Source organism: Bacillus sp. 01N42_2 (assembly GCF_056399565.1).
The window spans coordinates 112977-136086 of the sequence record NZ_JBFTRO010000005.1 but is presented as its reverse complement, the minus strand read 5'-3'; the positions used below and the strand labels follow the sequence as shown (position 1 = coordinate 136086).

The following is a 23110-nucleotide window of genomic DNA, read 5'->3' as shown; positions in this document are numbered from 1 at the left end:
AAAAAATCGCCGAATTCATCATTAAGAAGAGAAAAGCTTCGGCTGAACGTATTCCGTTCCCTCTCCTTCTTGATTCGTCTGTGGATTATATGGAACGACCTTGTATGAAGCCCCTGAAAACAGGTTGGCGTATGGTATGTCAAAGCTGCCTTTTCCTTTCACCGAATCCAGAAGCTTGTCTTTTCCGTCTTTCTTTTCATATATTCGGTAAACAACCCGATCATCCTTTTGAGCATCCCATTTTAATTGAACCGTAATCAGTCCCATCGCCTTAAATGTATAACCGGCCGACAGGGACTTCACCGCTTTCAGCTCAATCGGGCTTCCCAGTTCTTTCACATTTTCAGGCTTTTTGAATGTTTTGCCGTTTTCCCCCGCTTTTGTGACGATATCTTTAAAGAGTCTGACAGGATACTGGCTTCCGCCTTTCAGGTAATGGGTTTTATCTGTTTTGTCATACCCCATCCAGATGGCTCCCGTCAGTCCGGGAGTGTATCCCGCAAACCAGGCGTCCTTCGTGGCGCCGGGGACGCCGGTAAATGACGTCGTGCCGGTTTTCCCCGCCAGGCCGCCCTGATAGCTGCCTTGTGAAGCGGTTCCTTCTTTTACGACCTGCTGAAGCATCCTCGTCATATTCCATGCCGTCTGTCCGCTGAAGACGCGCGTTTTGCCGTTTTTAGGTCCGGAAATCGTTTCTCCGTCTTCGTCCGTGATGTTCTCTATAAAAAATGGCTTCGTATACATTCCGTTTGCCGCAAATGTATGATAAGCTCCGGCCAGCTGAAGCGGGGTGACGCCTTCTGACAGACCGCCCAGCGCAATCGCGAGTCCGTTGTCAGAAATGTTTATGCCGTTTTTATTAAGATACGATTTTCCCGTATCCACGCCGATCTGCTTTAATGTCCAGACAGCGGGCGCATTTATGCTGTAGGTGATCGCGTCCTGCATCGTCACTTGCCCCTTGTACTGTCCGTCATAATTTTTCGGTTCGTACCCGTTGTAAGACTGCAGTTTGTCTTGAAGTAGCGAGTATGGTTTGAACTTGTCCTCCTGCATGGCGGGCCCGTACACGGCAAGCGGCTTAAACGTTGAGCCCGGCTGCCGCGGCGCCGTTACCCTGTTGTATCCTTTTGTCACATAGTCGCGACCGCCGACCGCCGCGCGGACGCCTCCGGTTTTATTATCAATAAAGACGGCGCTTCCCTCCGCCGCCTGATCCGTTCCCGGAAAATAGCCGCTTTCCCTCATGAGCGTATATGCCGTTTTCTGCAGTTTGGAATCAAGCGATGTCCGAATCGTATAGCCGCCTTGAAGAAGCTGTTCGCCTGACATCGAATAACGGGATTCCGCCTCCTTGATGACAAGATCGATATAACTGTCAAACCAAGGCGTTTCAGATGTTTTCTTGATATGAAGCCCCAATGTCCGGCCCTGGGCTCTGACGGCTTCTTTTGCGCTGATATAGCCCTGATCGTTCATCATGGAAAGAATCGTATCGCGCCGCTCTTTATTTTTGCCGGGATGCTGAATCGGCGAATAAAGGGAAGGCGCCTTCGGTATAGCCGCCAGAACGGCGCCTTCTGCAACGGTTAAATCTTTTACTTCTTTATTAAAATAGTAGTGAGACGCGGCTTGAATGCCGTAAACGCCATGGCCGAAATAGAGCTGGTTCAAGTACATTTCAAGCAGCTTATCCTTGCTGTAATCACGCTCAAGATTGATGGCGATAATGACTTCCTTCGTTTTGCGTAAAAATGTTTTATCATGAGTCAGAAAAATGTTTTTCGCCAGCTGCTGGGTGATCGTGCTTCCGCCCTCCACCTTGCCGCCCGCTAAAATATCCCGGAACATCGCCCGGCCGACAGACTTTACATCAATGCCGTGATGTTCGTAAAATCGTTTATCTTCAACGGCGATAAAAGCATCTCTCACATCTTCAGGAACCTCCTGAATGGATACCGGTTCGCGGTTTTCCGTATAAAGACTCGCGATTTCATCACCGTTTTGATCGACGATTTTTGAAGATGCGTGCAGGATTAATTTCTTTTCATCGATGACATAATGGCCGAGAAATATAATGATAATGTATCCGATTAACGCGAGAAAAGCGGTTACCGCCGCAATTACAGCCGGAATAAAGAATCTTTTTTTCTTTTTCAGCATAAGTCACCTCGCCTTTCTTAACTTGTAGTATGGGAAATATTGTTTCGAATTATGTCAGAATGAGTCGCCAATAGAAACTTATACCACTCTTTTGTTATACTAGCAAGCAGGAGGTGGCTGATATGAAGGTTTATATTACATATGGGACAGCCGATTTTTTAAAAACGATTGCAAAGAAACACCCAAATGAGAATATGGTGCTGATGCAAGGAGAGGAAAATGCGATTTTAATCCATGAGACAAATGGCGGAACCGTTTTTCAGGCGCCCCATTCCTATGAAAGCATCGACAGCGTCGGGGAAATCAAACATCCGGGCTACGCCGTCCTCAATAACATCGCCGTTACCCAGGAAGGCCGTCCGCTGTTTGAAAACCGGTTTAAAAACCGCGCCGGCAAAGTGGAAAATGAACCCGGCTTTGAAGCCATCCGCGTATTAAGGCCGCTTGAAGGCGATACGTATGTCATCCTGACCCTGTGGGAAGAGGAAAAAGCCTTTCAGGGCTGGCAGCAGTCAAACTCTTATCAGGAAGCCCATAAAAAACGCGGAACATCAGCCGGCATCGACACGACGTCCATTTTCTCCCGCCCGTCTTATGTAACCGCTTATTACGCTATAGATTAAAACCGCCGGAGATTCTCCGGCTTTTTTTAGTCCCGATTTTCCGCCTCCCCTTTGCACCTTCCGCCCGCCTATGAATAACCTGTAGCAATCCTATTTATAAACGGAGTGGTTCAATTGGGGATCGGCATCTACTCGGTACATCTGCTTTATGTTGCTTTTATCGCGGCCATTATCGTTTTTATGCTTCTCAGAAAAGATACAACCTTTATTTCACTTGCCGGTATTTTTGTGATTGCGCTATGGACGACGCATTCATTCTCCGCTTCGGTCAGCAGCCTGTTTCACAGCTTCACGTATGCCGCCGGGGAATTGCTGCCGACGATTTTTATTATTTGTTTTATCGTGGCCATGAGCGGACTTTTGACCAAAACAGGTATTAATGAAGCGATGATTTCTCCGTTTGCGAAGCTGATGAAGGGGCCGGCTGCCGCGTATTGGATCATCGGCTGCCTGATGTTTGCCATCTCTCTTTTTTTCTGGCCGTCACCCGGTGTGGCGCTGATCGGCGCTGTGCTGCTTCCCGCGGCGATCCGGGCGGGTCTTTCTCCGATCGCCGCGGCAATGGCGATGAACCTGTTCGGCCACGGATTTGCTTTATCAGGTGATTACGTCATTCAGGCGGCGCCGAAATTGACAGCCGATGCCGCGGGCGTTCCTGTGGGCGATGTCATGCAGGCTAGTATTCCGCTCGTTTTAATCATGGGATTAACGACGACAATCACCGCTTTTTTTCTCATCATGCGGGAGCGAAAAAAAACGCAGGTCCCCCTCTCCTTTGACAGCTCCGGTTCTTTGGACACAAGCATGTATCTCCCGAAAAAACTCAGGGTGACTCTGGCTGTTCTCATTCCGCTTGTTTTCCTCGCCGATATTATCTGCATGATCGTCTACCGCCTGCAGGGAAATGATGCGACGGCACTCGTCGGGGGAACGGCGATCGGCATTCTCCTGATCATTCATTTCATCGTGCATAAGCAGCGGCATTTAGAAAAGATCACTGAGTATTTTATCGGCGGTTTTCAATTCGGCTTTAAAGTATTCGGCCCCGTCATTCCGATCGCGGCGTTCTTTTATCTTGGTGACGCGGGGTTTAAAAGTATGTTGAACACCCCCCTGCCGAAAGGGTCTGCGGGTATCGTCAATGACCTTGGCCTGGCGCTGTCCCATTCCTTTCCGATGTCCGGGGAATTCGCCGGCATCGCCCTGACCGCAGTCGGTGCGATTACCGGGCTTGACGGTTCAGGCTTTTCCGGTATTTCTCTTGCAGGATCGATGGCAAAGCTGTTTTCCGCCGCGCTTCATACGAATCCGGCCGTTTTAACGGCGCTGGGCCAGATTTCAGCGATCTGGGTCGGGGGCGGAACATTGGTCCCTTGGGCACTTATTCCCGCTGCGGCTATTTGTAAAGTCGACCCGTTTGAGCTTGCCAGAAAAAACTTTATCCCGGTGACGGCCGGGCTTATCGTCACGACGATTGCCGCCATCATCATTCTTCCGTAGCAAAAAGATTGAAATCTTCTGACATTTTATATACAATCATGGGAAAAGCAGACGAGGGGGCACCGCTTTTGACATTAACGACACTTCAAAAAAGCTTGTACGCTCAGCTTGACGGGCTGTATGAGGAAATGGTTGAAATCAGACGTCACCTTCACAGGAATCCCGAGCTTTCCTTTAAAGAGAAAAAAACACCGGCATTCATCGCTACGTTTTATGAAAAGCTCGGCGTTCCCATCCGGACGAACGTGGGGGGAAACGGCGTCACAGCCTATATTGAAGGCGGAGAACCGGGACCTTGTGTCGCGCTCAGGGCTGATTTTGACGCTTTGCCGATACAGGATGAAAAAGATGTGCCCTATGCTTCACAAATTCCCGGCGTCATGCACGCCTGCGGCCACGACGGCCATACGGCGGCTCTGCTTGCTGCCGGAAAAGTGCTTTATCACAACCGGAAAAAACTGAAAGGATCATTTGTGATGATCCACCAGCACGCCGAGGAATTATCTCCCGGCGGAGCAACATCAATGATTGAGGACGGCTGCCTTGAACATGTCGATGCCGTTTTCGGCACACACCTATGGGTGACTGAACCCGTCGGAACGGTCTTATGCCGCCCGGGCCCAGTGATGGCCGCCGCTGACGGCTTTACGATTAAAGTCATCGGCAAAGGCGGCCACGGCGCGATCCCTCACGATACGAAAGACGCCGTTTTAATCGGCTCACAAATCGTCACGGCCCTTCAGCATATCGTGAGCCGGCGTGTAAACCCGATGCAGCCGGCCGTCATCTCAGCGGGCTCATTCATCGCTGAAAATCCGTTTAACGCCATTGCTGATCAGGCAGTCATCACAGGCACCGTACGCTCGTTTGATGAAGAGGTGCGCAGCCTGCTCGAAGCAGAAATAGAAGCCGTCGTAAAAGGGATCTGTTCCATGCACTCCGCTTCCTATGAGTATCGTTTCAAACGCGGCTATCCCGCCGTCGTCAATCATCCGGAGGAAGCGGCGCACGCTGCGGCAGCCGCCGCGGAAACAGACGGCGTCACGAAAGTCGTTGAAGGAGAGCCGCAGATGGCGGGAGAGGATTTTTCCTATTATCTGCAGCATACAAAAGGCGCTTTTTTCTTTACGGGCGCCGCTTTAGACGATGCGGAATCTATTTACCCTCACCATCATCCGAAATTTGATTTTAATGAAAAAGCGATGCTGACCGCCGCCAAGGTGCTGATCGGCGCCGCGGTGAGCTACCCCCGATAGGCATTAAAAAACAGCCGGTACATTACGTACCGGCTGCTGTGATTCTTAAATGATAAACGTGCCTTGCCGTCTCGCCGAGCTGTGACAGCAGTTTATAATTGGCCGCTCCGCCCACGGCGGCTCCGACGACCGGCAAAAGCTGAAACAATTTCACCACGTCCAGATAGTCGCGGTATTCCTGCTGAAAAACTCTCCAATCAACTTCATGCTTTTTTGAATCCCAATGTTCAATGATTGAATATATGCGTTTCCGCTGTTCACCGCTTGAGAAAGCAAGCTGAAAAATAAACAGCAAAAACAATCGTTCATCTCTATCTTTCACATCATAGCCGTAAACGGAGGCAAGATCGAACAGACATTTCATTTTAATGGACAACAGCAAAGGAAAGTCAGCCATCCCAAAAAAAATTCCGCCGGCCCCCGTACCGATGCCCTCGGCTGCCGCCACCTTTTGATAGGATGCGATAGTTTGTCTGGCAAGGGCATCTTTTTCTGTAAGCGACATGCCGCTTGTATCCCGCTTGCTTTTTACCAGGTTTGACCCCGCCATTGTTGCCTCGGTCATTTTTTTAATGCTTTCTGTGATGACGGCATGAATTTTTCCGGGAATCCGCTCATTTATTTTCGCCTGCATGCCTGTAGAAAAACGTTCAAACATGGAATCCTTACGCAAAAAACGCGCTTTCCATTGCAGGGCTTCCTGTATCAGCTGCTGATCGCCGGTCATCCGCGTCTCCTTCTTTCGTAAAGGTTTCAAAAACCCGTTTGATTACAGCCTGCCGTACTTTTTCAATCTGCCGCCCATATACGAAGGCATAATCACAAAGATCAGGACGGCTGAAGCGATAGCGGCATAAAGCGCCCCGCTGACTCCCGCGGCATAGGCCGACGCTGCCGAAAACAGCAGTGCCTGCACGGTTAACGCCGATTTCATCAGTGAAAAGAAACTTTTCAGCTTCACTTTCTGATTGACCGGGTAAAGCTCCTGTAACGACAGATGTTGAAAATGCCCGAACAGCGGCAAAAGCTGTATCCCCGTAATAAAGACGGTAAATACGGTTAACGCCGCCGTTATCAACGGATTGGCGGAAACGAGCATAATAATCAGGATAAAAATAATCGTGAGTCTGACCTGAATGCCCAGATAATCATTTGAACGAAGAAAGGCCCGCGCATACATATAGGAGAACGTTTTCCGCTGCTCGAACGGAATCATTCTGAGCAAAAAGTCGAGATACGCCCGGCGTTTTGCCTGTTTCTTCAAGTGAGGCACATCGGTAAACAGATTGGCAATTCTGTAAAACCGCTGCTTCCTTCTTAATTCATATTCAATATGAGCTTCCCATTTTAACGATTTATGTTTCGCAGCTGATGTGAAATAGACATAAAGGCCGGCCATTACAATGTAGACGGCGGCAGCGTACAGATAAAACGATTGTAAGACGAAGTATAAAAGCAGCATGTTGCAGATAAAGCGTATGACCGCATCCATCATTTTCATACTTCTGTCATTCATAAATGTCATCCGCCACTCCATGGCCTGATTCCACGCTTTCACCGCCAGCATCTGAATAAAAACGGCGGCATACGACGCAAGCGACGCCCCCGGACTTACAGCGAAAAACAGAGGCATGCATACAAGCGACAGAGCGATAAGCGGAAACAGCTGTGACAGATAGCTGTACTTGAATGCATGCTTAAAGTAAGTCCCCATTTTCGGTTCAAGCGGCAGCAGAAACACGAGATCCGCTTCCTTTAACAGCGTCCGGACGTATGAACCCGTCAGCACGATAGAAAAGAGCACCGCCATCACCCAAAAGGACGGGAAATGAACGGGAATGTCTTTGACCCATTTGCTGTACCAGCTCGCAGCGCCGGCAATAAAAAAGATCAGGACAATGACGAGATGATCATTGAGCATATATTTCATATACATTCTGGTTTCCTTTATATGCTCCTCAAGCCGGGACTGCCAAATAGTAGACATATTATTCATGGCCGGCGTCTTCCTTCGTCAGTTCAATATATAAATCATCAAGAGCGGCGTCTCTCATGCCGAACTGCTCTCTCAATTCTTCCAGCGTTCCGCTTGCGCGTACTTCGCCGTTATGTAAAATGATGAAAGCGTCACAGTAGCGCTCTGCCGTCGCCAGTATATGCGTTGACATCAGCACGCTTGATCCGGCTTTTTTCGCGGCGTCCATCCGCTCCAGCAATGCATTGATCGCAAGCGGGTCAAGCCCGAGAAACGGCTCGTCAATAATATAAAGCGAAGGCTCCGCGAGAAACGCACACATGATCATGACCTTCTGCTTCATCCCCTTGGAAAAGTGAGCGGGAAACCATTTCAGCCTTTTTTCCATTCTGAATTCTTTCAGAAGCGGCGGAAGCCTTTTTTCAAGCGTTTCTTTCGAAAGGCCGTACGCCATGGCCGTCAGCTCCAAATGCTCTTTGAGCGTCAGTTCTTCATACAGCACCGGCGTTTCGGGGATATACGTAAATTGCGAACGATAGCCCTCTTTATCCTCTGAAAACGTCTTGCCGTTCAGCTCGATCGAGCCTTTATGCGGGTCCATTAAACCGATAATATGCCGGATCGTCGTGCTCTTGCCCGCGCCGTTTAATCCGATGAGTCCGACAATCTGGTTCGGCTCAAGGGTGAATGAAACATTTTTTAAAACCGGGTTTCTCGTATAACCGCCGGTTAAGTCTTTTACCGATAGCAGAGACATAATTTCTCCCCTTCTGATTCGTTTTTCTTCATAGTACCAAAAATAAAGGCTGATTTGAAACGATTCCCTTTTTTTCTCACGTAAAAAAGCCTGCATAGTTATCGTGACAGCGGACATCATAATATGTGTAGAAGGAAACAGCTTTAATCAACTGAAAATGAGGTGTTTATAAAAGACGTCTTAGAACAGTTGGATGAAAATCAACATGTCTTATGCTTACAATTTCTTCACACACTGCTTTGATGATGTTCTTCAGTCATGATGAAATAATCAAATGAGGTGTTTGTCCCAGGAATGATCAAGCAGACCCATAAGTCTTCATTTTAAAAACAAATGAGGTGCTTACAAAAGGCATATTCAATTTTCTGTGATAAAGCTCGTACTTCTGCATCAGGATGAACGCCAGCCGTTCATCCTGTTTTTTATTTCGGCAAGTTTTGTGGTACGATGAGAATATACATATATTTCTTTTCAGGGAGGAAACCCATCTATGCACAAAGCGGACGATTGTATTTTCTGCAAAATCATTGCCGGCGACATTCCGTCTTCAAAAGTATATGAAAACGAACACGTCGTTGCGTTTCTCGATATCAGCCAGGTCACAAAAGGCCACACGCTCGTCATTCCGAAAACACATATCGAAAACGTGTACGAGTTTACGCCTGAGCTTTCTAAAGAATATTTTGAAGCGGTGCCGAAAATCGCGCGCGCCATCCGGGATGAATTCGAGCCGATCGGGCTGAATATTCTCAATAACAACGGTGAAAAAGCGGGCCAATCCGTGTTCCATTTTCACATGCATATCATTCCGCGTTACGGAAAAGGCGACGGATTCGGAGCCGTCTGGAAGACACATGCCGAAGACTATACGCCTGACGATCTTCAGGAGATCGCTTCAACCGTCAGAAAACGGCTTGCCTCATCTTAAGGATGAGGTTTTTTTGCGCCCGAAACATAAAATACATAAAATAATATTTTTTCATATCAAAAAAATCTAAAAATTGTGATAGGATAATTGTATTATTTCTTACACTAAAGCGGAAAACAGGGAGAGATCGTAAAAATGGAACGTACAACGAATTTCAATGCAGGACCCGCAGCCCTTCCACTGGATGTGCTGCAAAAAGCACAGAAAGAATTTATCAACTTCAATGATACCGGCATGTCTGTCATGGAGCTGTCCCACCGGAGCACAGAATATGACGCGGTGCATCAAAAAGCGAAAACCCTTCTGAAAGAACTGATGGATATCCCCGACGATTATGATATTTTATTTCTCCAAGGCGGAGCAAGCCTTCAATTCTCAATGCTGCCGATGAACTTTTTAACGCCGGAGAAGACGGCGCACTTCATCGTGACGGGCGCATGGTCTGAAAAGGCCCTCGCTGAGGCGAAACTGTTCGGAAACACATCCGTCACAGCAACAAGCGCAGATTCAAACCACAACCATATACCGAAAGCGGACCTCTCACAGATAAAAGACGGCGCCTACTTGCATATTACGTCCAACAACACGATTTTCGGAACGCAGTGGAAAGAGTTCCCGAATTCACCGATTCCGCTCGCAGCCGACATGTCAAGCGACATCCTGAGCAGAAAATTTGATGTCAAAAAGTTTGATGTCATCTACGGCGGAGCCCAGAAAAACCTCGGGCCGTCCGGCGTTACGGTCGTCATCATGAAAAAATCATGGCTTGAAAACGAAAACGCCAACGTTCCTAAAATTTTGAAATATTCCACCCACACAAAAGCCGATTCACTGTATAATACGCCGCCTACATTTGCGATTTATATGCTGAGCCTCGTCCTTGAATGGCTGGCTGAAAACGGCGGTGTCGAAGCGGCTGAACGGCGCAACCGGGAAAAGGCGGATGTCCTGTACGGCACAATCGATGCAAGCGGCGGATTTTACGCAGGCCATGCCGAAAAAGACAGCCGTTCTCACATGAATATTACGTTCACCCTCCGCGACAGCAGTCTGACGAAAAAATTCGTTGAAGAAGCGAAAGCGGCAAAAATGACCGGACTCGCCGGCCACCGCTCAGTCGGAGGCTGCAGGGCGTCTGTTTACAACGCCGTCAGCCTGGCTGATTGTGAAAAACTGGCTCAGTTTATGAGAAAGTTCCAGCAGGAAAACGAATAAATTTCTTCTAACCCGACAGTTCCTTTGATATACTGTTGGCATATCAATTTTTCCGGCCATCGCAATAAATGACGAGCATATTATTGGATGGCGAAAAAGCTTAGCAGAGGAGAGCTTAGTATGAAAACAAAAGAATTAGTCATTATGGCCCTGTTTGCGGCAATCGGAGCGGTGCTTCATTCCATTATGCCGCCGGTATTATTCGGAATGAAACCCGACATGATGCTTGTGATGATGTTCATGGGAATTCTGTTATTCCCCCGTGTGCAGAACGTGCTGATGATCGGGATTGTAACGGGAATCATTTCCGCACTCACGACATCTTTTCCGGGGGGACAGCTTCCGAATATCATTGAAAAACCGGTAACGGCGTTTCTGTTTCTCGCGCTGGCGCTTTTGGTGAAAAAAAGCGTGAAAACAGCGGCGGCTGCCGTCATTACGATAGCCGGCACTTTCATCTCCGGTGTGATCTTTCTGGCGCTGGCCCTTCTGATTGTCGGCCTGCCGGGCGGATTCACGGCATTGGTGCTCGCGGTTGTCCTTCCGGCGGCTGCGCTGAACGCAATCGCCATTATCATCATGTATCCGATTGTGCAGACGATCTTAAAACGTTCCAATATGATTGAAACGGCAAAATAGCCGCATACTGAAACCTCTTCCGGCCGGAAGAGGTTTTTTAATGTGTTTCAGCATGTTTCATACGAGAAGTTTTGTGAAAAAGATAAGGAACAATGCGAGGGCGGTTCCTGCTGAGCAGACAATGGCCTTTTGGCGGACGACCCGCTTCGGCGGATAAGAAGCGGCCTGGCCGAGCAGTTTCAGGTAATAAACGGCGCCCGCCGCAAAGACAAGAGCCATACAAGATAAAACAATCATGAAGACAGACAACCTTCTCCCTCCTTTTCCCTTAAAAAATATGCTAAAATAAAGCAAGCTATGTATAGAAGTTTATTCTTCTGAACAAAAATGGTAAAAGCTTATGAGAAAAAAAACGGGGTGATTTCAAATGGCTGACGGACGTTCCCTTTTAACAGGCCTTTTCGTAGGCGGATTGATCGGAGGCGCAGCGGTTTTGCTTTCGGCTCCTTCATCCGGAAAAGAGCTGCGGGGCAAAATCAAAGCGAATTGCAATTCTATTGAGGACACAATCAAACGGTTAAAAAAAGACGGAATGGCGCTGAAAGACCAGCTTGTCCAAACGGCGAAAGAAAGCGCCGAAGTCATTAAAGACGTAGGCGGAGAGCTTCAGACAAGCATTAAAAGGTGGCAGGAGGAAATCAAGCCGCACCAGCAGGATCTCCAAAAGGAAATCGCTGATATTGAAGAGAAAATCAGACAGCTGGAGAAAACCTTACAAAACTAATATCCTATACAACCAAAAAAAGTGCGGACATATTGCGTTCCGCACTTTTTTTTGCGGTTTAAAGCCTTTCACAGCAACGGATTTAGAATTTATTATAAAATTCTTAAATTTTCATCTTTATTAATCTTTATTTTATTGGCATAATAGAGGAAAAGAAAATGTGAAGCAGGTGATCTGTATTGAATCGTGTTGAACCGCCTTACGATTTAAAAGAAGCTTTAATCTATACCCAAAAAATGGCGCAGCTGTCCAAAGCGCTGTGGAAATCTATCGAGAAAGACTGGCAGAATTGGCTGAAGCCGTACGATCTTAATATTAATGAACATCATATATTATGGATTGCTTATCAGCTTAAAGGAGCTTCTATTTCGGAAATCGCCAAATTCGGCGTTATGCACGTATCAACTGCATTTAATTTTTCAAAAAAACTTGAAGAACGCGGGTATCTGAATTTTTCCAAGCGGCTGAATGACAAGCGGAACACGTACATTCAGTTAACAGAAGAAGGGGAAAAAGTATTTGAAAGTCTGCTAGAGGAGTTTGACCCGTCGAGAAACGCGGTGTTTAAAGGCTCACAGCCGCTCTACCACTTATTCGGGAAGTTCCCGGAGATGGAAGAATTGACCTGTGTCATCCGCCACATTTACGGAGAAGATTTTATGGAGATATTCGAGAAATCATTGACAAACATAAACAATGATTTTGAAAGTGAAGACGGAAGCCTGAAGAAAAAAGCGGGCGAATCGGCTGCCCATGAAACGGCTGAAGAGCTGGAACCGGTCAGCAATTAATCAAAGTGCTTCATAATCTCGATGAATTCTTCCATCAGCGCTGTATAAAGCCCCTGCTCGTACAAAGCAAAAATCGTTTCATGAACATCTAATTTTTCGTTCAGCTGTCCCGCAAAAAGCGCAAGGAGCTTGTCGAACGTCACAAAGCCTTGCGCTTTTTGCGACTCCAGCTCGTCCTCCAATTCGCGGCAGATCCGCCCGACCTCTTCACCTTCCTCTTCGGTCAGCCCTTTTTCAATCATCATCGCATAAAAAGGGTACTTATCCATATCCACCGTTTTCACCAGCAATTGTATGTAATATTCTAACCGCCCGATACGCTGATCCATTGAATCCATCCGTTTCACTTCTTTCTATCTTTAATCTTATTTTAGCTGATAATGAATGGAGAAGAAAGGTTAAACCGTACATTTCCATGTTTCACCGCTCTCTTCTGTTCTTCTCTTTCCGGGTTTATTTTTTTCTTTAAAAAAGGATTGATTTTTTCTCCTGAAGAGAGTAAATTATTTTGAGATTGTATTCCATCTTTGTACGGAAGGATGACTCTGATGAATTGCTGGAAAACCATTAATCTGATTAAAGATTATGGTGCGGTTCGTTTATTATTGACTGCTGTAGGTTTTATGATCCTGTTTTTTATATGCAACTTCTTGGCATTCGGGCTGCTTCGTCCGAATATCAGTTTAAGTGACGGGCATGTATTAGCTTTTTGCGTTCTGCTCGTCGTTACTTTATTTGTACATAAAGTCATACATGTCCTGCCAATGTTTTGCAAAAAAAGAAAAAAGGAAATGAAAATGTACTTTTTGCGGATGCCGACATGGAAAGGCATACCGAAAACAACGATGCTGATTTCAACGATCAGCCCGTTTTTATTCATTACGCCGGTGTTATTTTATGCAGGCTTGGCATTCCCGAGACACGCCCATTACTTTTATATGATTTCGAGCATTCATGCGGGCTATTGCCTGCCTGATCTGCTGTTTGCGCTGCACCTGGTCAAAGCGCCGAAATCATGTCTGATTGACCAGGAATCCGACGGCTTTGATATTTTAGTAAAAAAAGTGCCGGAGTCCTGATGTCCCGCTGATTTTTCAGCTTACATTCTATCTTTTTCAATAAATATTTGGTAATGTAATATGGGAGCAGTTCAGAGAGAGGGGGAATCTCCCATCATTTTATTCTATTTTATCGTGGCTGCCCTGTTTATTCTTTATTTTATAAACAGGCTCACAAATACATTATGCCTTGTCAGAGAGATTCCTGAAGACCGGCAGGATAAGGTATTCCGCTTTATTAATGTATCTATTTTAATTTTACTGATCTCTTCGTTCGTCGAGATCTCCTTTACTGTGTAAACAGGCAAAAAAAGATGGCTGCCGGCGGATTAACGCGGACAGCCATCTTTTTTTAGTAAATCCAAGAAGCGCCGATGATGATCAATAAGATGAACAGAACAACCAACAATGCAAAACCGCCTGCAAATACTTCACCCATCTCCAGAAGCACCTCCTACAAAACGTTTTATTTTTCCAATTACATCATATGCAATTCACTTCAGAAACGCTTAGGCGCCTGGGTAAGAAAATGGACCGCTTTTGGAAAAAGCGATCCGTTTCGCTTAGCAAATGTAAGCTGCACCTACAATGACAAGCAAAATGAACAATACGACGAGCAGTGCAAAACCGTTTGAATATCCTCCGCCCATGGTTCATTACCTCCTTTTCATGATCAATATATTTGTATGTATCAGGAAAAAGTTTGACTAGACGAATGCCCTTTATTTAAAATCTTTTTACAGAAAGCCACAATATGTTATGATACGCATATGCAATTTAATTTGGATGATTAGGAGTGTTTAAAGGAATGAAGAAAATCGCGATAGCAGCTATTACGGCAACGAGCGTCCTGGCTCTCAGCGCTTGCAGCAGCGGCGACAACGACGTGATTGCCAAGACGGATGCCGGCAATGTAACAAAAGGCGAGCTCTACACGAACATGAAAAAAACCGCGGGCGCAAGTGTGCTGACACAGCTCGTACAAGAAAAAGTATTAGCCAAAAAATACAAAGTATCGGATAAAGAAATCGATACCAAGCTGAAAGAGTACAAAACGCAGCTTGGCGATCAGTACAGCGCCCTTAAACAGCAGTACGGCGAAGATTACCTGAAAGATCAGGTGAAATACGAACTGCTTGCACAAAAAGCGGCGAAAGACAACATCAAAGTGACTGACTCCGATACGAAAGAATATTACGACGGCTTAAAAGGTAAAATCCGCGCGAGCCACATCCTTGTCGCTGACAAAAAGACAGCTGACGAAGTGGAGAAAAAGCTGAAAAAAGGCGAGAAATTTGAAACGCTTGCGAAAGAATACTCAACCGACAACTCAAAAGACAACGGCGGCGACCTTGGCTGGTTCGATAAAAAATCAATGGATGAAACATTCAGCAAAGCAGCATTCGGCCTGAAAGTCGGACAAGTCAGCGATCCGGTCAAAACAAAATTCGGTTATCATATCATCAAAAAGACAGAAGAACGCGGCAAATATGATGACATGAAAAAAGAACTGAAAGAAGAAGTTCTTAAACAGAAACTAAACGACAACTCAGCCGTGCAGGCAGCGATTCAAAAAGTCATGAAAAAAGCTGACGTAAAAGTTGAAGACAAGGACTTAAAAGACACGTTTAACACTTCAACATCATCATCTTCTCAATCTAAATAAAAAAAACTGTGCAGGCTCCGTGAGCCGCACAGTTTTTTTATGCGATCGAATGATTGGAATTTTCTTCTGCATCTCCGTTTTCATTTTCGGGCGCCGCCATACGGCGCTCGCGTTCCTGCTCCATCCGTTCAATATACACTCTTCCTTCTTTTTCAATAAACGACTGGTCAAGCTTTTCCTCTTCTTTAGCTGTCGTAAAAAGCTTATAAGCGCTGAAAATAATCCCGATAATGCAAAGGTATACCCACCAAGGAAAAAATAGCACGTTGTTTCCTCCCTTTTTACCCAAAGTCTTTATTTTAAGCTATGCCTGATAAAGACAAGTTATGAGAGCTGAACGTAAAAAAGACCGATCGTAAAGGATCGGCCTTTTTTTCTTATTGATGGAAAGTCGGTTTGTAGAAAGAACGGTTTTCAAGCGCAAATACACGCTCAGTGTATTCGCCCGGCTTCACCCGTTCAAGCGCTCTGTCCATCATGATCATTTTTGCATCCAGATTGTCAATGTAGTGCAGAATTTCCGCTTCTTTCACCATCGGCGGTTTCGGGCTTCCCCATTCCGCTTTTCCGTGATGGCTCAAAATCAAATGCTTCAGAATCAGCACTTCTTCAGCGTCAATCTGAAGCTCTTCGGCTGCTTTTGAAAGCTCTGTCACCATGATTGAAATGTGTCCCAGCAGATTCCCTTCCACGGTGTATGTTGTGGAAACAGGGCCTGAAAGCTCTTTTACTTTGCCGAGGTCATGAAGGATGACTCCCGCATACAGTAAATCCCGGTCAAGAGACGGATACAGATCGGCAATCGCTTTTGCCAGGTTCAGCATCGACACAACATGATACGCAAGCCCTGAGACGAACTCATGGTGGTTTTTAGCAGCCGCCGGGTAATCCATAAAATCAGCGGCATATTTTTTGACCAGATGTCTCGTGATCCGCTGGATGTTTGGATTTTTCATTTCAAAAATGTATTGAGTGACGGTCTCCATCATTTCATCTTTCGGAATCGGCGCCGTTTCCAGAAAATCATCAATGCTGACATTTTCATTTTCGCCGGCCGGCCGGATGTTTCTGAGCTTAAGCTGGTTTCGTCCGCGATAGTGATGTACATCTCCGATTACCTTCACGATCGTCTGCGCCGCGTATGTTGTTTCATCAGTCGGCTTGGCATCCCACAGCTTCGCTTCGATATCCCCCGATTGGTCCTGCAGCATTAACGTCAGAAATGGTTTTCCGTTGCTTGCGATTCCTTTAGTCGAAGATTTAATCAGAAAGTATTGATCGACCTGCTCGCCGACCTCGTGCAGCATAATACCTTTTGCCATTCTATTAAAAGCTCCCTCCATATCTTACATAATACCAGTATAGCACATACCTCTTTTTTGAAAATAAACTCTTTTATGACAGGAGCCGCATGACTTGTCCGTTGTGAAATGACCGGCTCACATGCTCATGGCAGGTGAAATAAAGTATCTGCCGCCCGCCTTCTGTAAGCTGATTCAGCACATCAAACAGCCGCTGCAGCCGCTGCCTGTCAAAATGAACAAAACTGTCATCTAGTAAAAACGGCAATGATACCGCAGATTCCCGTTCTGACGCAAGGGCAAAACGGATTGCCGCGTAAAGCTGCTCGCATGCCGCCTGTGACAGCTCGCTTGCAGAAAAAACCGTACCGTCTTTCTGCATGACCATAATGGAATCATCGGCCTCTGAGAAATACAATTTGTGATAGCGTCCGTCCGTAAGCGGTCCGTACAATGCGCCGGCGGTTTCTAACAGACGGGGAAGCGTCACCTTTTTATGCCGCTCCATTTTTTCTCTGATCACATGTCTGACCGTCTGCAATGCGGCCCACTCTTTAGCTGTTTTTTTAACGCGTTCCTTCTGCATTTCTGTCTGCTGTTTTAAATCGGACACAAGCCCCGAGGACTCCAGCTGCTCTTGCTTCACCGTTAATAAAGCAATCTGCTCACGGAGATGCGCGCTTTTTTCCTCGAGTGTTTCTTTCTCTTTTTCCTTCTGAGCGAGTGTATGTTCAAGTTGGGTCACTGTACGGCTCATGTACGGCGCCAGCTGTTTTTGGCCTATGCCGGACAAGTGCGTATCGATTTCGCGCAGCTGCCTCTCTGTTTCCCGGCGGCTTTCATTCAGCCTGGCGAGCTCACAGAAGTGTCCGCGGTTTTTTGCGTCTGCCGCCATAAAAAGCTGTTTCACCTGCTGTTCGTAGTAATGAACTTCTTCGTTTAATTCGCGCATTTGCTCTTGGGCATGCAGCAGATCCGTTTCGAGAGCCTGCTTTCGTTTTGCGTCCTCACGGGCCCGTTCCGCCTGCCCCAGCAAAGTACGCAATCTTTCTTTTACGGACAGCTCCCGGCCGTCTGAAGGACTCAGCTTTTTGACCCGTTCCTCAAATGATCTTTGCAGCTTTTGGAGCCGGCCCGCTTCAATGGTCAGTTCATGCTTGTTAAGAATTTCTTTTTTGACATCTTTCATCACATGATATGCGTCAAGAAGATGGGACGGGCTGCCCGAAAACCCTAGTTCCTTCATAAAATGTTCCGCCTGTTTTTCAGACGGCGCCATTTCTGCCTCCCATTCTTCATATTGGCGGATGACTCTTTCATATGCCGCTTCTTTCTGTTCAAGCACAGCTTGGTCCGCAATCAGCTGCTGGCGGTGCCGGCCGTCACGCCAAAGCTCTTCCTGCAGAATGTCAGCCTCTTCTTTTGAGATCGGCGGCGGCTGCTTTTTGTGATTGGCCCCTCTTCTTTCTGACGGCAGCGGCTTCTGTATGCCTGACAGCATATACAGCATCAAAGCGCCGGTAAAAAGGGCGGCGGGCAGCCATTCCTTTAACACAGCGAAAATCGCAATGAACACAATGCCCGCACCGAGAAAGAGCTTTTTTTGTTTGGCGCGCTGTTTTTCCAGCTGCTGAAAATGCGCCTGCCATTCGTTTCCATCAGTATCTGCCATTTGCTTATATGATTGTAATGCGGCTTCTTTTTCTTGCCTGACGGCGGGAGCCAAGATGTTTTCCGCCGTTACGGCATGCTTTCGTTCGGCGTCTTCCAGCTCCAGACGCGCTTGTTCAAAAATCGCATCAAGCTGTTTTTTTCTTTCTCTTGCCTGTCCGGCGCTCTGCACGGCTTCTTGCAGCCGCCATTCATATTCATAATCGGTGTTCAGCGAAAGAATGCCGTCTTCCTCATGTCTGCCGCCGAGCTGCTGTAACCCTGAAGAAACACGGGCCGATATCTGCCGGATTTGTGATTGGATGGCGGCAAGCTGTTCACCTCGTGATTCGTACATATGCTGCTCGCCGGAAAGCTCCTGCAGCTGCCGTTCTTTTAGCAACAGGTCCTCATTTGGCGCGAGCAGCTCAGCCTGCCGCCTGATTTCAGCCGCTTTTGCCCGAAGCCCCTCAAGCCGGGCCGCTTTCGGATGGAGATGCGATTCGTATTTTTCGAGCTGATGCATTCCGTCCTTCGGGAATTGCTCCAATACTTCCGGATAAGAAGAAAGTTCGCTTTCCAACGCTGTTTTTTTGTCTGCGAGCGGCTTTGCTTCTATCGCCGCTTTTACTGTTTTGATTTCTTCAGTTACATCTTTCAAATGTGCTTCGGCATCCTGCAGACGGCTGCCGGCGCTTTTTTTCTCTTCCAGAAGGCTGTGATAGCCCGCTTCTGCAGCTTCCGCCTGTTTCAGCCGGGCGCTGAGCCGCTTTAACGTATCCAATTCCTGATTTAAACGGGGGTTCCGTCCGTTCGGCTTATACATTCTGTCGAGCTCTTTCGCCAGTCTGCCGTCAAGCTTTGCCGCCGCTTCAGATCCGAATAAGCTGGAAAACAGGAGAAACTCGCCGATTTTATCCCGGTTAAAGGCTTGAATCTCCTGCAGTCCGAATACATCAAACGAATAGATTGCTTCGTACAGCGCCCGATCCGTATCGGAAAGCAGCTGTTTGAGCCATTCTCCGTCCTTGATTTCACCTGAAGGCAAATACACTCTGACTTTTTCGGCAGTGCCTTTTGTGCGTTCAATTTTAACAGCGCCGTAATCGTCATGCTTCAGTTCCACAACGCCGCCGTACACCCCGCCGTTTTTCGGTTCGTATTTTTTTGATTTCGGAAAACCGAACAGTACGCTTTTGATAAAGGACATCAATGTCGTTTTGCCCGCTTCGTTTAAGCCGTAAATCACTTGGACGGGCGAATCTGACAGCTGGAAGCTTCGGTTGGAAAATTTCCCGTACTGGTAAATCAGCATCGTCGTTATTTTCATCGCTGAAGCTCCTTCAGCTGGCGCTTTAAAACGGCTTGAGCCTGCCGTTTAATGTCCAGTATCTCTTCATCCGTAAATAAAGTCATCTGCCGCCGGTATACGGGATGACGCTCGAGCGCTTCAAATACACCGCTCATGTCCGCGCATTGTTCTATGTCCTGAAGAAGCCCTTTAAAAAACGGATCCGGCGGCACGGTGTCTGTTTCATCCGTCCGATCCTCAATCGCAAGCGGCCAGATGAAACATTCCTCTTCAGCCTCTTCCTCCTGTAAAGCGGAAAGAAGCTCCTCCGCAATGCCTGCGGGCGCCTCCGTCCAAAAGCGGGGCGCCTCGCCGCGGAGCACCAGTCTGACACATGCCGGGCGGCCCGCGGCACGCAAGCGGGTGAACATATCCGATGCCATTTTCATCAGGGAGGTCATATGCTCGGCTTCGGAAATATCAAGATCAATTTCCTCCCATAAGACATCGTGCGCTTCTTTGAATTCCCAAGACATCTCACCGTCTGCCGCCCGGACGAGATAATATCCCTTAGGCCCGGTTTCTTTTAAATGGCGGGCCTGAATATTTCCGGGATAAATGGCGGCGGGATGCTTGGCGGACAGAACCTGCCGCTTATGAATGTGTCCAAGCGCCCAATAATCCATGCCGCTTTTTTCAAGGTCTTCTTTCGTAAACGGACAGTACGGGTCATGCCCATCCGCTCCTGATAACATGCCGTGGAGCATGCCGATATGATAAGGCGCGCCGGTCATTTTCCGGTAACGGGATGCCTGATTGGCCGTTACGCTTCTTTCCTGATAGCTGCATCCGTATATGCTTGCCGCGAGCTCTCCGTTTTTAAAGAAGGATTTTTCCTCCGGTGTATCCGAAGTGAATATATGTACATTTTCCGGCCATTCAATCGGTGTCCACTCACCGCCTAAATGATCATGGTTGCCGAATATGACGAACACTTGGATATCCGCTTCCTGTAATCTGGTAAACTGCTTTCTCAAAAACAGCTGGGCTTTTAAACTTCTGTTCGCTTCATCAAACAGATCTCCCGAAAGCAGCATGAAATCTGCCTGCTCCCGGAGCGCCCCGTCGGTAAGACGGCGGACGCTGTGAAATGTGCTTTCTTTAATACGCGCATATACCGGTTCAGGCAGATGCGAAATGCCGTAAAACGGGCTGTCCAGATGCAGGTCAGCGGCATGAATAAACGTCAGATCAGCCATCTCGCCCTCCCCTTTCTGTAGGTTGAATTACCCTTATTCTAGCATCGTTTTCATACGAATGCACGTTCTGCACGATAAAAAAACAGCCCGGCTGTCCCGGGCTGTTTCACTTATTTTTTGGAGATGCGCAGCGCTTGTTTGATCGCTTTGAATCCGCCGGCGTTTCCGTAAATCAAAACGCCGCCTTTGTAAATTTTCGCGCCGACCGCTGCAAAGATCACGATAGCGACCAGTGTCAGGGCGATTCCGGCCGCCGCCTGCCAAAACGGGATATCGAGCATTCCTACGCGTAAAAACATAATCATCGGCGTGAAAAACGGAATGTAAGATGTAACGGTAATAAAACCCGCATCAGGATTGCCAAGTCCGAACATGGCGATCATAAAACCTGCCACGATTAAAAAAACCATCGGCTGAATCGTCTGCTGCACGTCCTCTATCCGGCTGACAACACTGCCGAGAAACGCGGCAAGCGTCGCGTAAAGAAAATAGCCGAGCAGATAGAAAATGACGGCATAGACAATCGTCGAGACGGGAACATCCGAAAAATTGAGAAATGCACTGATCGGCGACGACTCATCATTTTGAGGGTTCAGCTTCAGTGAAAGAAAACCCGCCGCAAGCAGCACCGCAAACTGTGTGATCCCGACAAGCGCGATACCGAACAGTTTGGCAAACATCTGCTGAATCGGCGGCATGCTTGAAATTAAAATTTCCATGACCCGTGACGATTTTTCCGTCGCCACTTCCATCGCAATCATACTTGCGTACATGATAACCGAGAAGTAGATGACAAACAGCATGATGTATACAAGCCCCATCACCTGACCGAGCTCTTCCTCAGATTTCGCCCCTTTTTCCAACGCGTCTTTGCTGACTTCAGGCGGAGTGTAGAGACTGCTGACTTTTTCTGCCGAAATGCCGAGCTTGGCGGTTTCAACAGCGGTTTTTGTCTGGGTTAAAGCCTGCTTGAGAAGTTTATACGCTGATTCATCAGAAATGGTCAGCGCCTTGTAGGCTCCTGTTATCGTTCCTTTTTGATCTTGTCTGATGATAAAAAGCCCGTCCCATTCACCGTCTTTGACACGCTTTACGGCTTCTTTTTCGGACTCCTTCGTCTCCATCGCCTGCAGATCATTGTCTGTATCAGCCGCTTTAAGCTGTTTTGCAAACGCCGGGTAAAGCCCGCCCGTTTCATCAATCACCGCAATCTGCTGCTTGCCGTCATCCGATTGAAACACGGAAATGATCGATTGCAGGTTGGTCACCGCTAATACTAATAAAACGGTAATGGCGGTCGAAATAATGAATGACTTTGTCGAGATTTTGTTTTTATATGTATGAAACAGCATAATCCAGAATTTATTCATAAACGGCCCCCACCTTTTCTATAAAAATATCATGCAGTGACGGCTCTTCCAATTCAAACTTCCGTATAAAACCTTTCCCTTGCAGCGCCCGGAAAATATCCTGGGAAACCGGTTCATTCGCGACCTGCAATCTGATCCCGTCATTTGTTTCCTTCCATTTCACGACACCTTCATGCGTTTTTAAAAAGCTGAGATCATCATCTGAATGAACGGTGACATTTTTTTTGCCGAAAGACCGCTTAATGTCTTTCAGATTGCCTTGAACGACGGGTTTTCCCTTCTGGAGAATGCACAAATTCTCGCAAAGCTCTTCTACATGCTCCATTCGGTGGCTTGAAAAAACGATGGAAACGCCGCTGTTTTTCAAAGAAATAACCGCTTCTTTCAGCAGCTCGACATTCACCGGATCAAGACCGCTGAAAGGCTCATCGAGAATCAGCAGTTCAGGCTTATGCAGGACGGCGGAAATGAACTGGATTTTTTGCTGGTTTCCTTTTGACAGCTCTTCGACTTTCTTATTCTTGTAATCTGTAATGCCGAACCGCTCGAGCCATGTCATGAGCTCTTTTTCCGCCTCTTTTTTGCTCATTCCTTTTAATCTCGCAAGATAGACAAGCTGGTCACTGACCTTCACTTTCGGATACAGCCCCCGCTCTTCCGGGAGATAGCCGATTTTTTCGCTGATAGAATAATTGACCGGCTTCCCTTTCCAGCTGATCTGCCCGTCAGTCAGGCTTAAAAGCCCCAAAATCATCCGAAAGGTCGTCGTTTTTCCCGCGCCGTTTGCGCCGAGGAGCCCGAACATTTCCCTTTCAGGTATTTGCAGGTTCAAATTGTCAACAGCGGTAAAGCTGCCGAATGTTTTCGTTACGTTTTCAATTGTAAGCACGAATCCAACTCCTTTCCCGATCCATTATATACTAATAATGGGTAAAAATTAATGG

The 23110-nt window shown here is 47.2% G+C and carries 25 protein-coding genes; 11 read left to right on the top strand and 14 right to left on the bottom strand.

Going from position 1 to position 23110, the window contains the following annotated elements; translation table 11 throughout:
* Positions 1-21 precede the first annotated feature (21 nt).
* A complete protein-coding gene (locus AC1DN5_RS12930) occupies positions 22-2163 on the bottom strand; it encodes a transglycosylase domain-containing protein (RefSeq protein WP_366969589.1) in 2142 nt (713 codons plus the stop codon).
* 122 nt (positions 2164-2285) lie between these two features.
* Between AC1DN5_RS12930 and hmoB the strand changes: the two genes are divergently transcribed.
* From hmoB to AC1DN5_RS12915, 3 genes are all read left to right on the top strand, one after another.
* Positions 2286-2786: a heme-degrading oxygenase HmoB gene (gene hmoB / locus AC1DN5_RS12925; RefSeq protein WP_366969590.1), complete on the top strand. Its 501-nt coding sequence runs from the start codon at positions 2286-2288 to the stop codon at positions 2784-2786.
* 114 nt (positions 2787-2900) lie between these two features.
* On the top strand, positions 2901-4286 hold the full coding sequence (locus AC1DN5_RS12920) for a hypothetical protein (protein ID WP_095240995.1): 1386 nt from the start codon (positions 2901-2903) through the stop codon (positions 4284-4286).
* 68 nt (positions 4287-4354) lie between these two features.
* Positions 4355-5542 carry a M20 family metallopeptidase gene (locus AC1DN5_RS12915; RefSeq protein WP_366969591.1) on the top strand — a complete coding sequence of 396 codons (1188 nt, stop codon included), beginning with the start codon at positions 4355-4357 and terminating at the stop codon, positions 5540-5542.
* A 22-nt stretch (positions 5543-5564) separates the two neighbouring features.
* On the opposite strand, the gene AC1DN5_RS12910 is transcribed toward AC1DN5_RS12915, so the two are convergent.
* Genes AC1DN5_RS12910 through ecsA form a run of 3 tightly spaced genes read right to left on the bottom strand, consistent with a single transcriptional unit; the run spans position 5565 to position 8274 of the window.
* Positions 5565-6269, bottom strand: coding sequence for an EcsC family protein (locus AC1DN5_RS12910; protein WP_016938339.1), 705 nt, complete (start codon positions 6267-6269; stop codon positions 5565-5567).
* A 42-nt stretch (positions 6270-6311) separates the two neighbouring features.
* A complete protein-coding gene (locus AC1DN5_RS12905) occupies positions 6312-7538 on the bottom strand; it encodes an ABC transporter permease (RefSeq protein ID WP_016938340.1) in 1227 nt (408 codons plus the stop codon).
* Entirely contained in the window at positions 7531-8274 is a 744-nt protein-coding gene (ecsA, locus tag AC1DN5_RS12900) for an ABC transporter ATP-binding protein EcsA (protein ID WP_016938341.1), read from the bottom strand. The genes AC1DN5_RS12905 and ecsA overlap by 8 nt, the downstream gene beginning before the upstream one ends.
* A gap of 490 nt (positions 8275-8764) precedes the next feature.
* On the opposite strand from ecsA, the gene AC1DN5_RS12895 reads away from it, so the two are divergent.
* From AC1DN5_RS12895 to AC1DN5_RS12885, 3 genes are all read left to right on the top strand, one after another.
* Positions 8765-9202 carry an HIT family protein gene (locus tag AC1DN5_RS12895; RefSeq protein ID WP_007409220.1) on the top strand — a complete coding sequence of 146 codons (438 nt, stop codon included), beginning with the start codon at positions 8765-8767 and terminating at the stop codon, positions 9200-9202.
* A 135-nt stretch (positions 9203-9337) separates the two neighbouring features.
* Positions 9338-10417: a 3-phosphoserine/phosphohydroxythreonine transaminase gene (gene serC / locus AC1DN5_RS12890; RefSeq protein ID WP_045925268.1), complete on the top strand. Its 1080-nt coding sequence runs from the start codon at positions 9338-9340 to the stop codon at positions 10415-10417.
* Between the two features lie 120 nt (positions 10418-10537).
* The gene (locus AC1DN5_RS12885) at positions 10538-11056 is read left to right on the top strand and encodes a tryptophan transporter (protein ID WP_016938343.1); all 519 of its coding nucleotides are present in this window, start codon (positions 10538-10540) and stop codon (positions 11054-11056) included.
* Between the two features lie 57 nt (positions 11057-11113).
* Here AC1DN5_RS12885 and yhzF read toward each other — a convergent pair whose 3' ends face one another.
* Positions 11114-11305 carry a membrane protein YhzF gene (gene yhzF / locus AC1DN5_RS12880; protein WP_007409223.1) on the bottom strand — a complete coding sequence of 64 codons (192 nt, stop codon included), beginning with the start codon at positions 11303-11305 and terminating at the stop codon, positions 11114-11116.
* A gap of 118 nt (positions 11306-11423) precedes the next feature.
* Here yhzF and AC1DN5_RS12875 point away from each other — a divergent pair, with 118 nt between their 5' ends.
* Together AC1DN5_RS12875 and AC1DN5_RS12870 are read left to right on the top strand one after the other, a co-directional pair.
* Positions 11424-11780: a YtxH domain-containing protein gene (locus AC1DN5_RS12875; protein WP_007409224.1), complete on the top strand. Its 357-nt coding sequence runs from the start codon at positions 11424-11426 to the stop codon at positions 11778-11780.
* A gap of 179 nt (positions 11781-11959) precedes the next feature.
* Positions 11960-12571, top strand: a complete 612-nt coding sequence (locus AC1DN5_RS12870; protein ID WP_016938344.1) for an HTH-type transcriptional regulator Hpr — start codon at positions 11960-11962, stop codon at positions 12569-12571.
* Here AC1DN5_RS12870 and AC1DN5_RS12865 read toward each other — a convergent pair.
* On the bottom strand, positions 12568-12909 hold the full coding sequence (locus tag AC1DN5_RS12865) for a YhaI family protein (RefSeq protein ID WP_003155243.1): 342 nt from the start codon (positions 12907-12909) through the stop codon (positions 12568-12570). The two genes, AC1DN5_RS12870 and AC1DN5_RS12865, sit on opposite strands and share 4 nt — an antisense overlap.
* A gap of 210 nt (positions 12910-13119) precedes the next feature.
* Here AC1DN5_RS12865 and AC1DN5_RS12860 point away from each other — a divergent pair, with 210 nt between their 5' ends.
* Positions 13120-13650, top strand: a complete 531-nt coding sequence (locus AC1DN5_RS12860) for a DUF3267 domain-containing protein (RefSeq protein WP_016938345.1) — start codon at positions 13120-13122, stop codon at positions 13648-13650.
* Between the two features lie 60 nt (positions 13651-13710).
* The gene (locus AC1DN5_RS12855; protein ID WP_003155245.1) at positions 13711-13929 is read left to right on the top strand and encodes a hypothetical protein; all 219 of its coding nucleotides are present in this window, start codon (positions 13711-13713) and stop codon (positions 13927-13929) included.
* A 52-nt stretch (positions 13930-13981) separates the two neighbouring features.
* On the opposite strand, the gene yhzE2 is transcribed toward AC1DN5_RS12855, so the two are convergent.
* Together yhzE2 and AC1DN5_RS12845 are read right to left on the bottom strand one after the other, a co-directional pair.
* A complete protein-coding gene (gene yhzE2 / locus AC1DN5_RS12850) occupies positions 13982-14068 on the bottom strand; it encodes a sporulation protein YhzE2 (RefSeq protein WP_013351705.1) in 87 nt (28 codons plus the stop codon).
* Positions 14069-14192: 124 nt separating this feature from the next.
* Entirely contained in the window at positions 14193-14279 is an 87-nt protein-coding gene (locus AC1DN5_RS12845; protein WP_016938346.1) for a YjcZ family sporulation protein, read from the bottom strand.
* A 158-nt stretch (positions 14280-14437) separates the two neighbouring features.
* On the opposite strand from AC1DN5_RS12845, the gene AC1DN5_RS12840 reads away from it, so the two are divergent.
* On the top strand, positions 14438-15295 hold the full coding sequence (locus tag AC1DN5_RS12840) for a peptidylprolyl isomerase (protein ID WP_049628209.1): 858 nt from the start codon (positions 14438-14440) through the stop codon (positions 15293-15295).
* 37 nt (positions 15296-15332) lie between these two features.
* Here AC1DN5_RS12840 and AC1DN5_RS12835 read toward each other — a convergent pair whose 3' ends face one another.
* The 6 genes from AC1DN5_RS12835 to AC1DN5_RS12810 form a co-directional block, all read right to left on the bottom strand.
* Positions 15333-15560, bottom strand: coding sequence for a sporulation YhaL family protein (locus tag AC1DN5_RS12835; RefSeq protein WP_013351703.1), 228 nt, complete (start codon positions 15558-15560; stop codon positions 15333-15335).
* A gap of 112 nt (positions 15561-15672) precedes the next feature.
* On the bottom strand, positions 15673-16617 hold the full coding sequence (gene yhaM / locus AC1DN5_RS12830; protein ID WP_016938348.1) for a 3'-5' exoribonuclease YhaM: 945 nt from the start codon (positions 16615-16617) through the stop codon (positions 15673-15675).
* A 73-nt stretch (positions 16618-16690) separates the two neighbouring features.
* Entirely contained in the window at positions 16691-19576 is a 2886-nt protein-coding gene (locus AC1DN5_RS12825) for an ATP-binding protein (protein WP_366969598.1), read from the bottom strand.
* Positions 19573-20796, bottom strand: coding sequence for a metallophosphoesterase family protein (locus AC1DN5_RS12820; protein WP_366969601.1), 1224 nt, complete (start codon positions 20794-20796; stop codon positions 19573-19575). The genes AC1DN5_RS12825 and AC1DN5_RS12820 overlap by 4 nt, the downstream gene beginning before the upstream one ends.
* Positions 20797-20906: 110 nt before the next feature.
* Complete coding sequence (locus AC1DN5_RS12815) at positions 20907-22166, bottom strand: ABC transporter permease (protein ID WP_016938351.1); 1260 nt, start codon at positions 22164-22166, stop codon at positions 20907-20909.
* A complete protein-coding gene (locus AC1DN5_RS12810; RefSeq protein ID WP_016938352.1) occupies positions 22159-23055 on the bottom strand; it encodes an ABC transporter ATP-binding protein in 897 nt (298 codons plus the stop codon). The genes AC1DN5_RS12815 and AC1DN5_RS12810 overlap by 8 nt, the downstream gene beginning before the upstream one ends.
* Between the last annotated feature and the right edge of the window lie 55 nt (positions 23056-23110).

What these genes read in the sequence shown, in the direction of transcription:
- AC1DN5_RS12930 (WP_366969589.1), bottom strand. Translation starts at nt 2,163, where the DNA reads ATGCTGAAAAAGAAAAAAAGATTCTTTATTCCGGCTGTAATTGCGGCG.
- hmoB (WP_366969590.1), top strand. Translation starts at nt 2,286, where the DNA reads ATGAAGGTTTATATTACATATGGGACAGCCGATTTTTTAAAAACGATT.
- AC1DN5_RS12910 (WP_016938339.1), bottom strand. Translation starts at nt 6,269, where the DNA reads ATGACCGGCGATCAGCAGCTGATACAGGAAGCCCTGCAATGGAAAGCG.
- AC1DN5_RS12905 (WP_016938340.1), bottom strand. Translation starts at nt 7,538, where the DNA reads ATGAATAATATGTCTACTATTTGGCAGTCCCGGCTTGAGGAGCATATA.
- ecsA (WP_016938341.1), bottom strand. Translation starts at nt 8,274, where the DNA reads ATGTCTCTGCTATCGGTAAAAGACTTAACCGGCGGTTATACGAGAAAC.
- AC1DN5_RS12895 (WP_007409220.1), top strand. Translation starts at nt 8,765, where the DNA reads ATGCACAAAGCGGACGATTGTATTTTCTGCAAAATCATTGCCGGCGAC.
- serC (WP_045925268.1), top strand. Translation starts at nt 9,338, where the DNA reads ATGGAACGTACAACGAATTTCAATGCAGGACCCGCAGCCCTTCCACTG.
- AC1DN5_RS12885 (WP_016938343.1), top strand. Translation starts at nt 10,538, where the DNA reads ATGAAAACAAAAGAATTAGTCATTATGGCCCTGTTTGCGGCAATCGGA.
- AC1DN5_RS12875 (WP_007409224.1), top strand. Translation starts at nt 11,424, where the DNA reads ATGGCTGACGGACGTTCCCTTTTAACAGGCCTTTTCGTAGGCGGATTG.
- AC1DN5_RS12865 (WP_003155243.1), bottom strand. Translation starts at nt 12,909, where the DNA reads ATGGATTCAATGGATCAGCGTATCGGGCGGTTAGAATATTACATACAA.
- AC1DN5_RS12860 (WP_016938345.1), top strand. Translation starts at nt 13,120, where the DNA reads ATGAATTGCTGGAAAACCATTAATCTGATTAAAGATTATGGTGCGGTT.
- AC1DN5_RS12855 (WP_003155245.1), top strand. Translation starts at nt 13,711, where the DNA reads ATGGGAGCAGTTCAGAGAGAGGGGGAATCTCCCATCATTTTATTCTAT.
- yhzE2 (WP_013351705.1), bottom strand. Translation starts at nt 14,068, where the DNA reads ATGGGTGAAGTATTTGCAGGCGGTTTTGCATTGTTGGTTGTTCTGTTC.
- AC1DN5_RS12845 (WP_016938346.1), bottom strand. Translation starts at nt 14,279, where the DNA reads ATGGGCGGAGGATATTCAAACGGTTTTGCACTGCTCGTCGTATTGTTC.
- AC1DN5_RS12840 (WP_049628209.1), top strand. Translation starts at nt 14,438, where the DNA reads ATGAAGAAAATCGCGATAGCAGCTATTACGGCAACGAGCGTCCTGGCT.
- yhaM (WP_016938348.1), bottom strand. Translation starts at nt 16,617, where the DNA reads ATGGCAAAAGGTATTATGCTGCACGAGGTCGGCGAGCAGGTCGATCAA.
- AC1DN5_RS12825 (WP_366969598.1), bottom strand. Translation starts at nt 19,576, where the DNA reads ATGAAAATAACGACGATGCTGATTTACCAGTACGGGAAATTTTCCAAC.
- AC1DN5_RS12820 (WP_366969601.1), bottom strand. Translation starts at nt 20,796, where the DNA reads ATGGCTGATCTGACGTTTATTCATGCCGCTGACCTGCATCTGGACAGC.
- AC1DN5_RS12815 (WP_016938351.1), bottom strand. Translation starts at nt 22,166, where the DNA reads ATGAATAAATTCTGGATTATGCTGTTTCATACATATAAAAACAAAATC.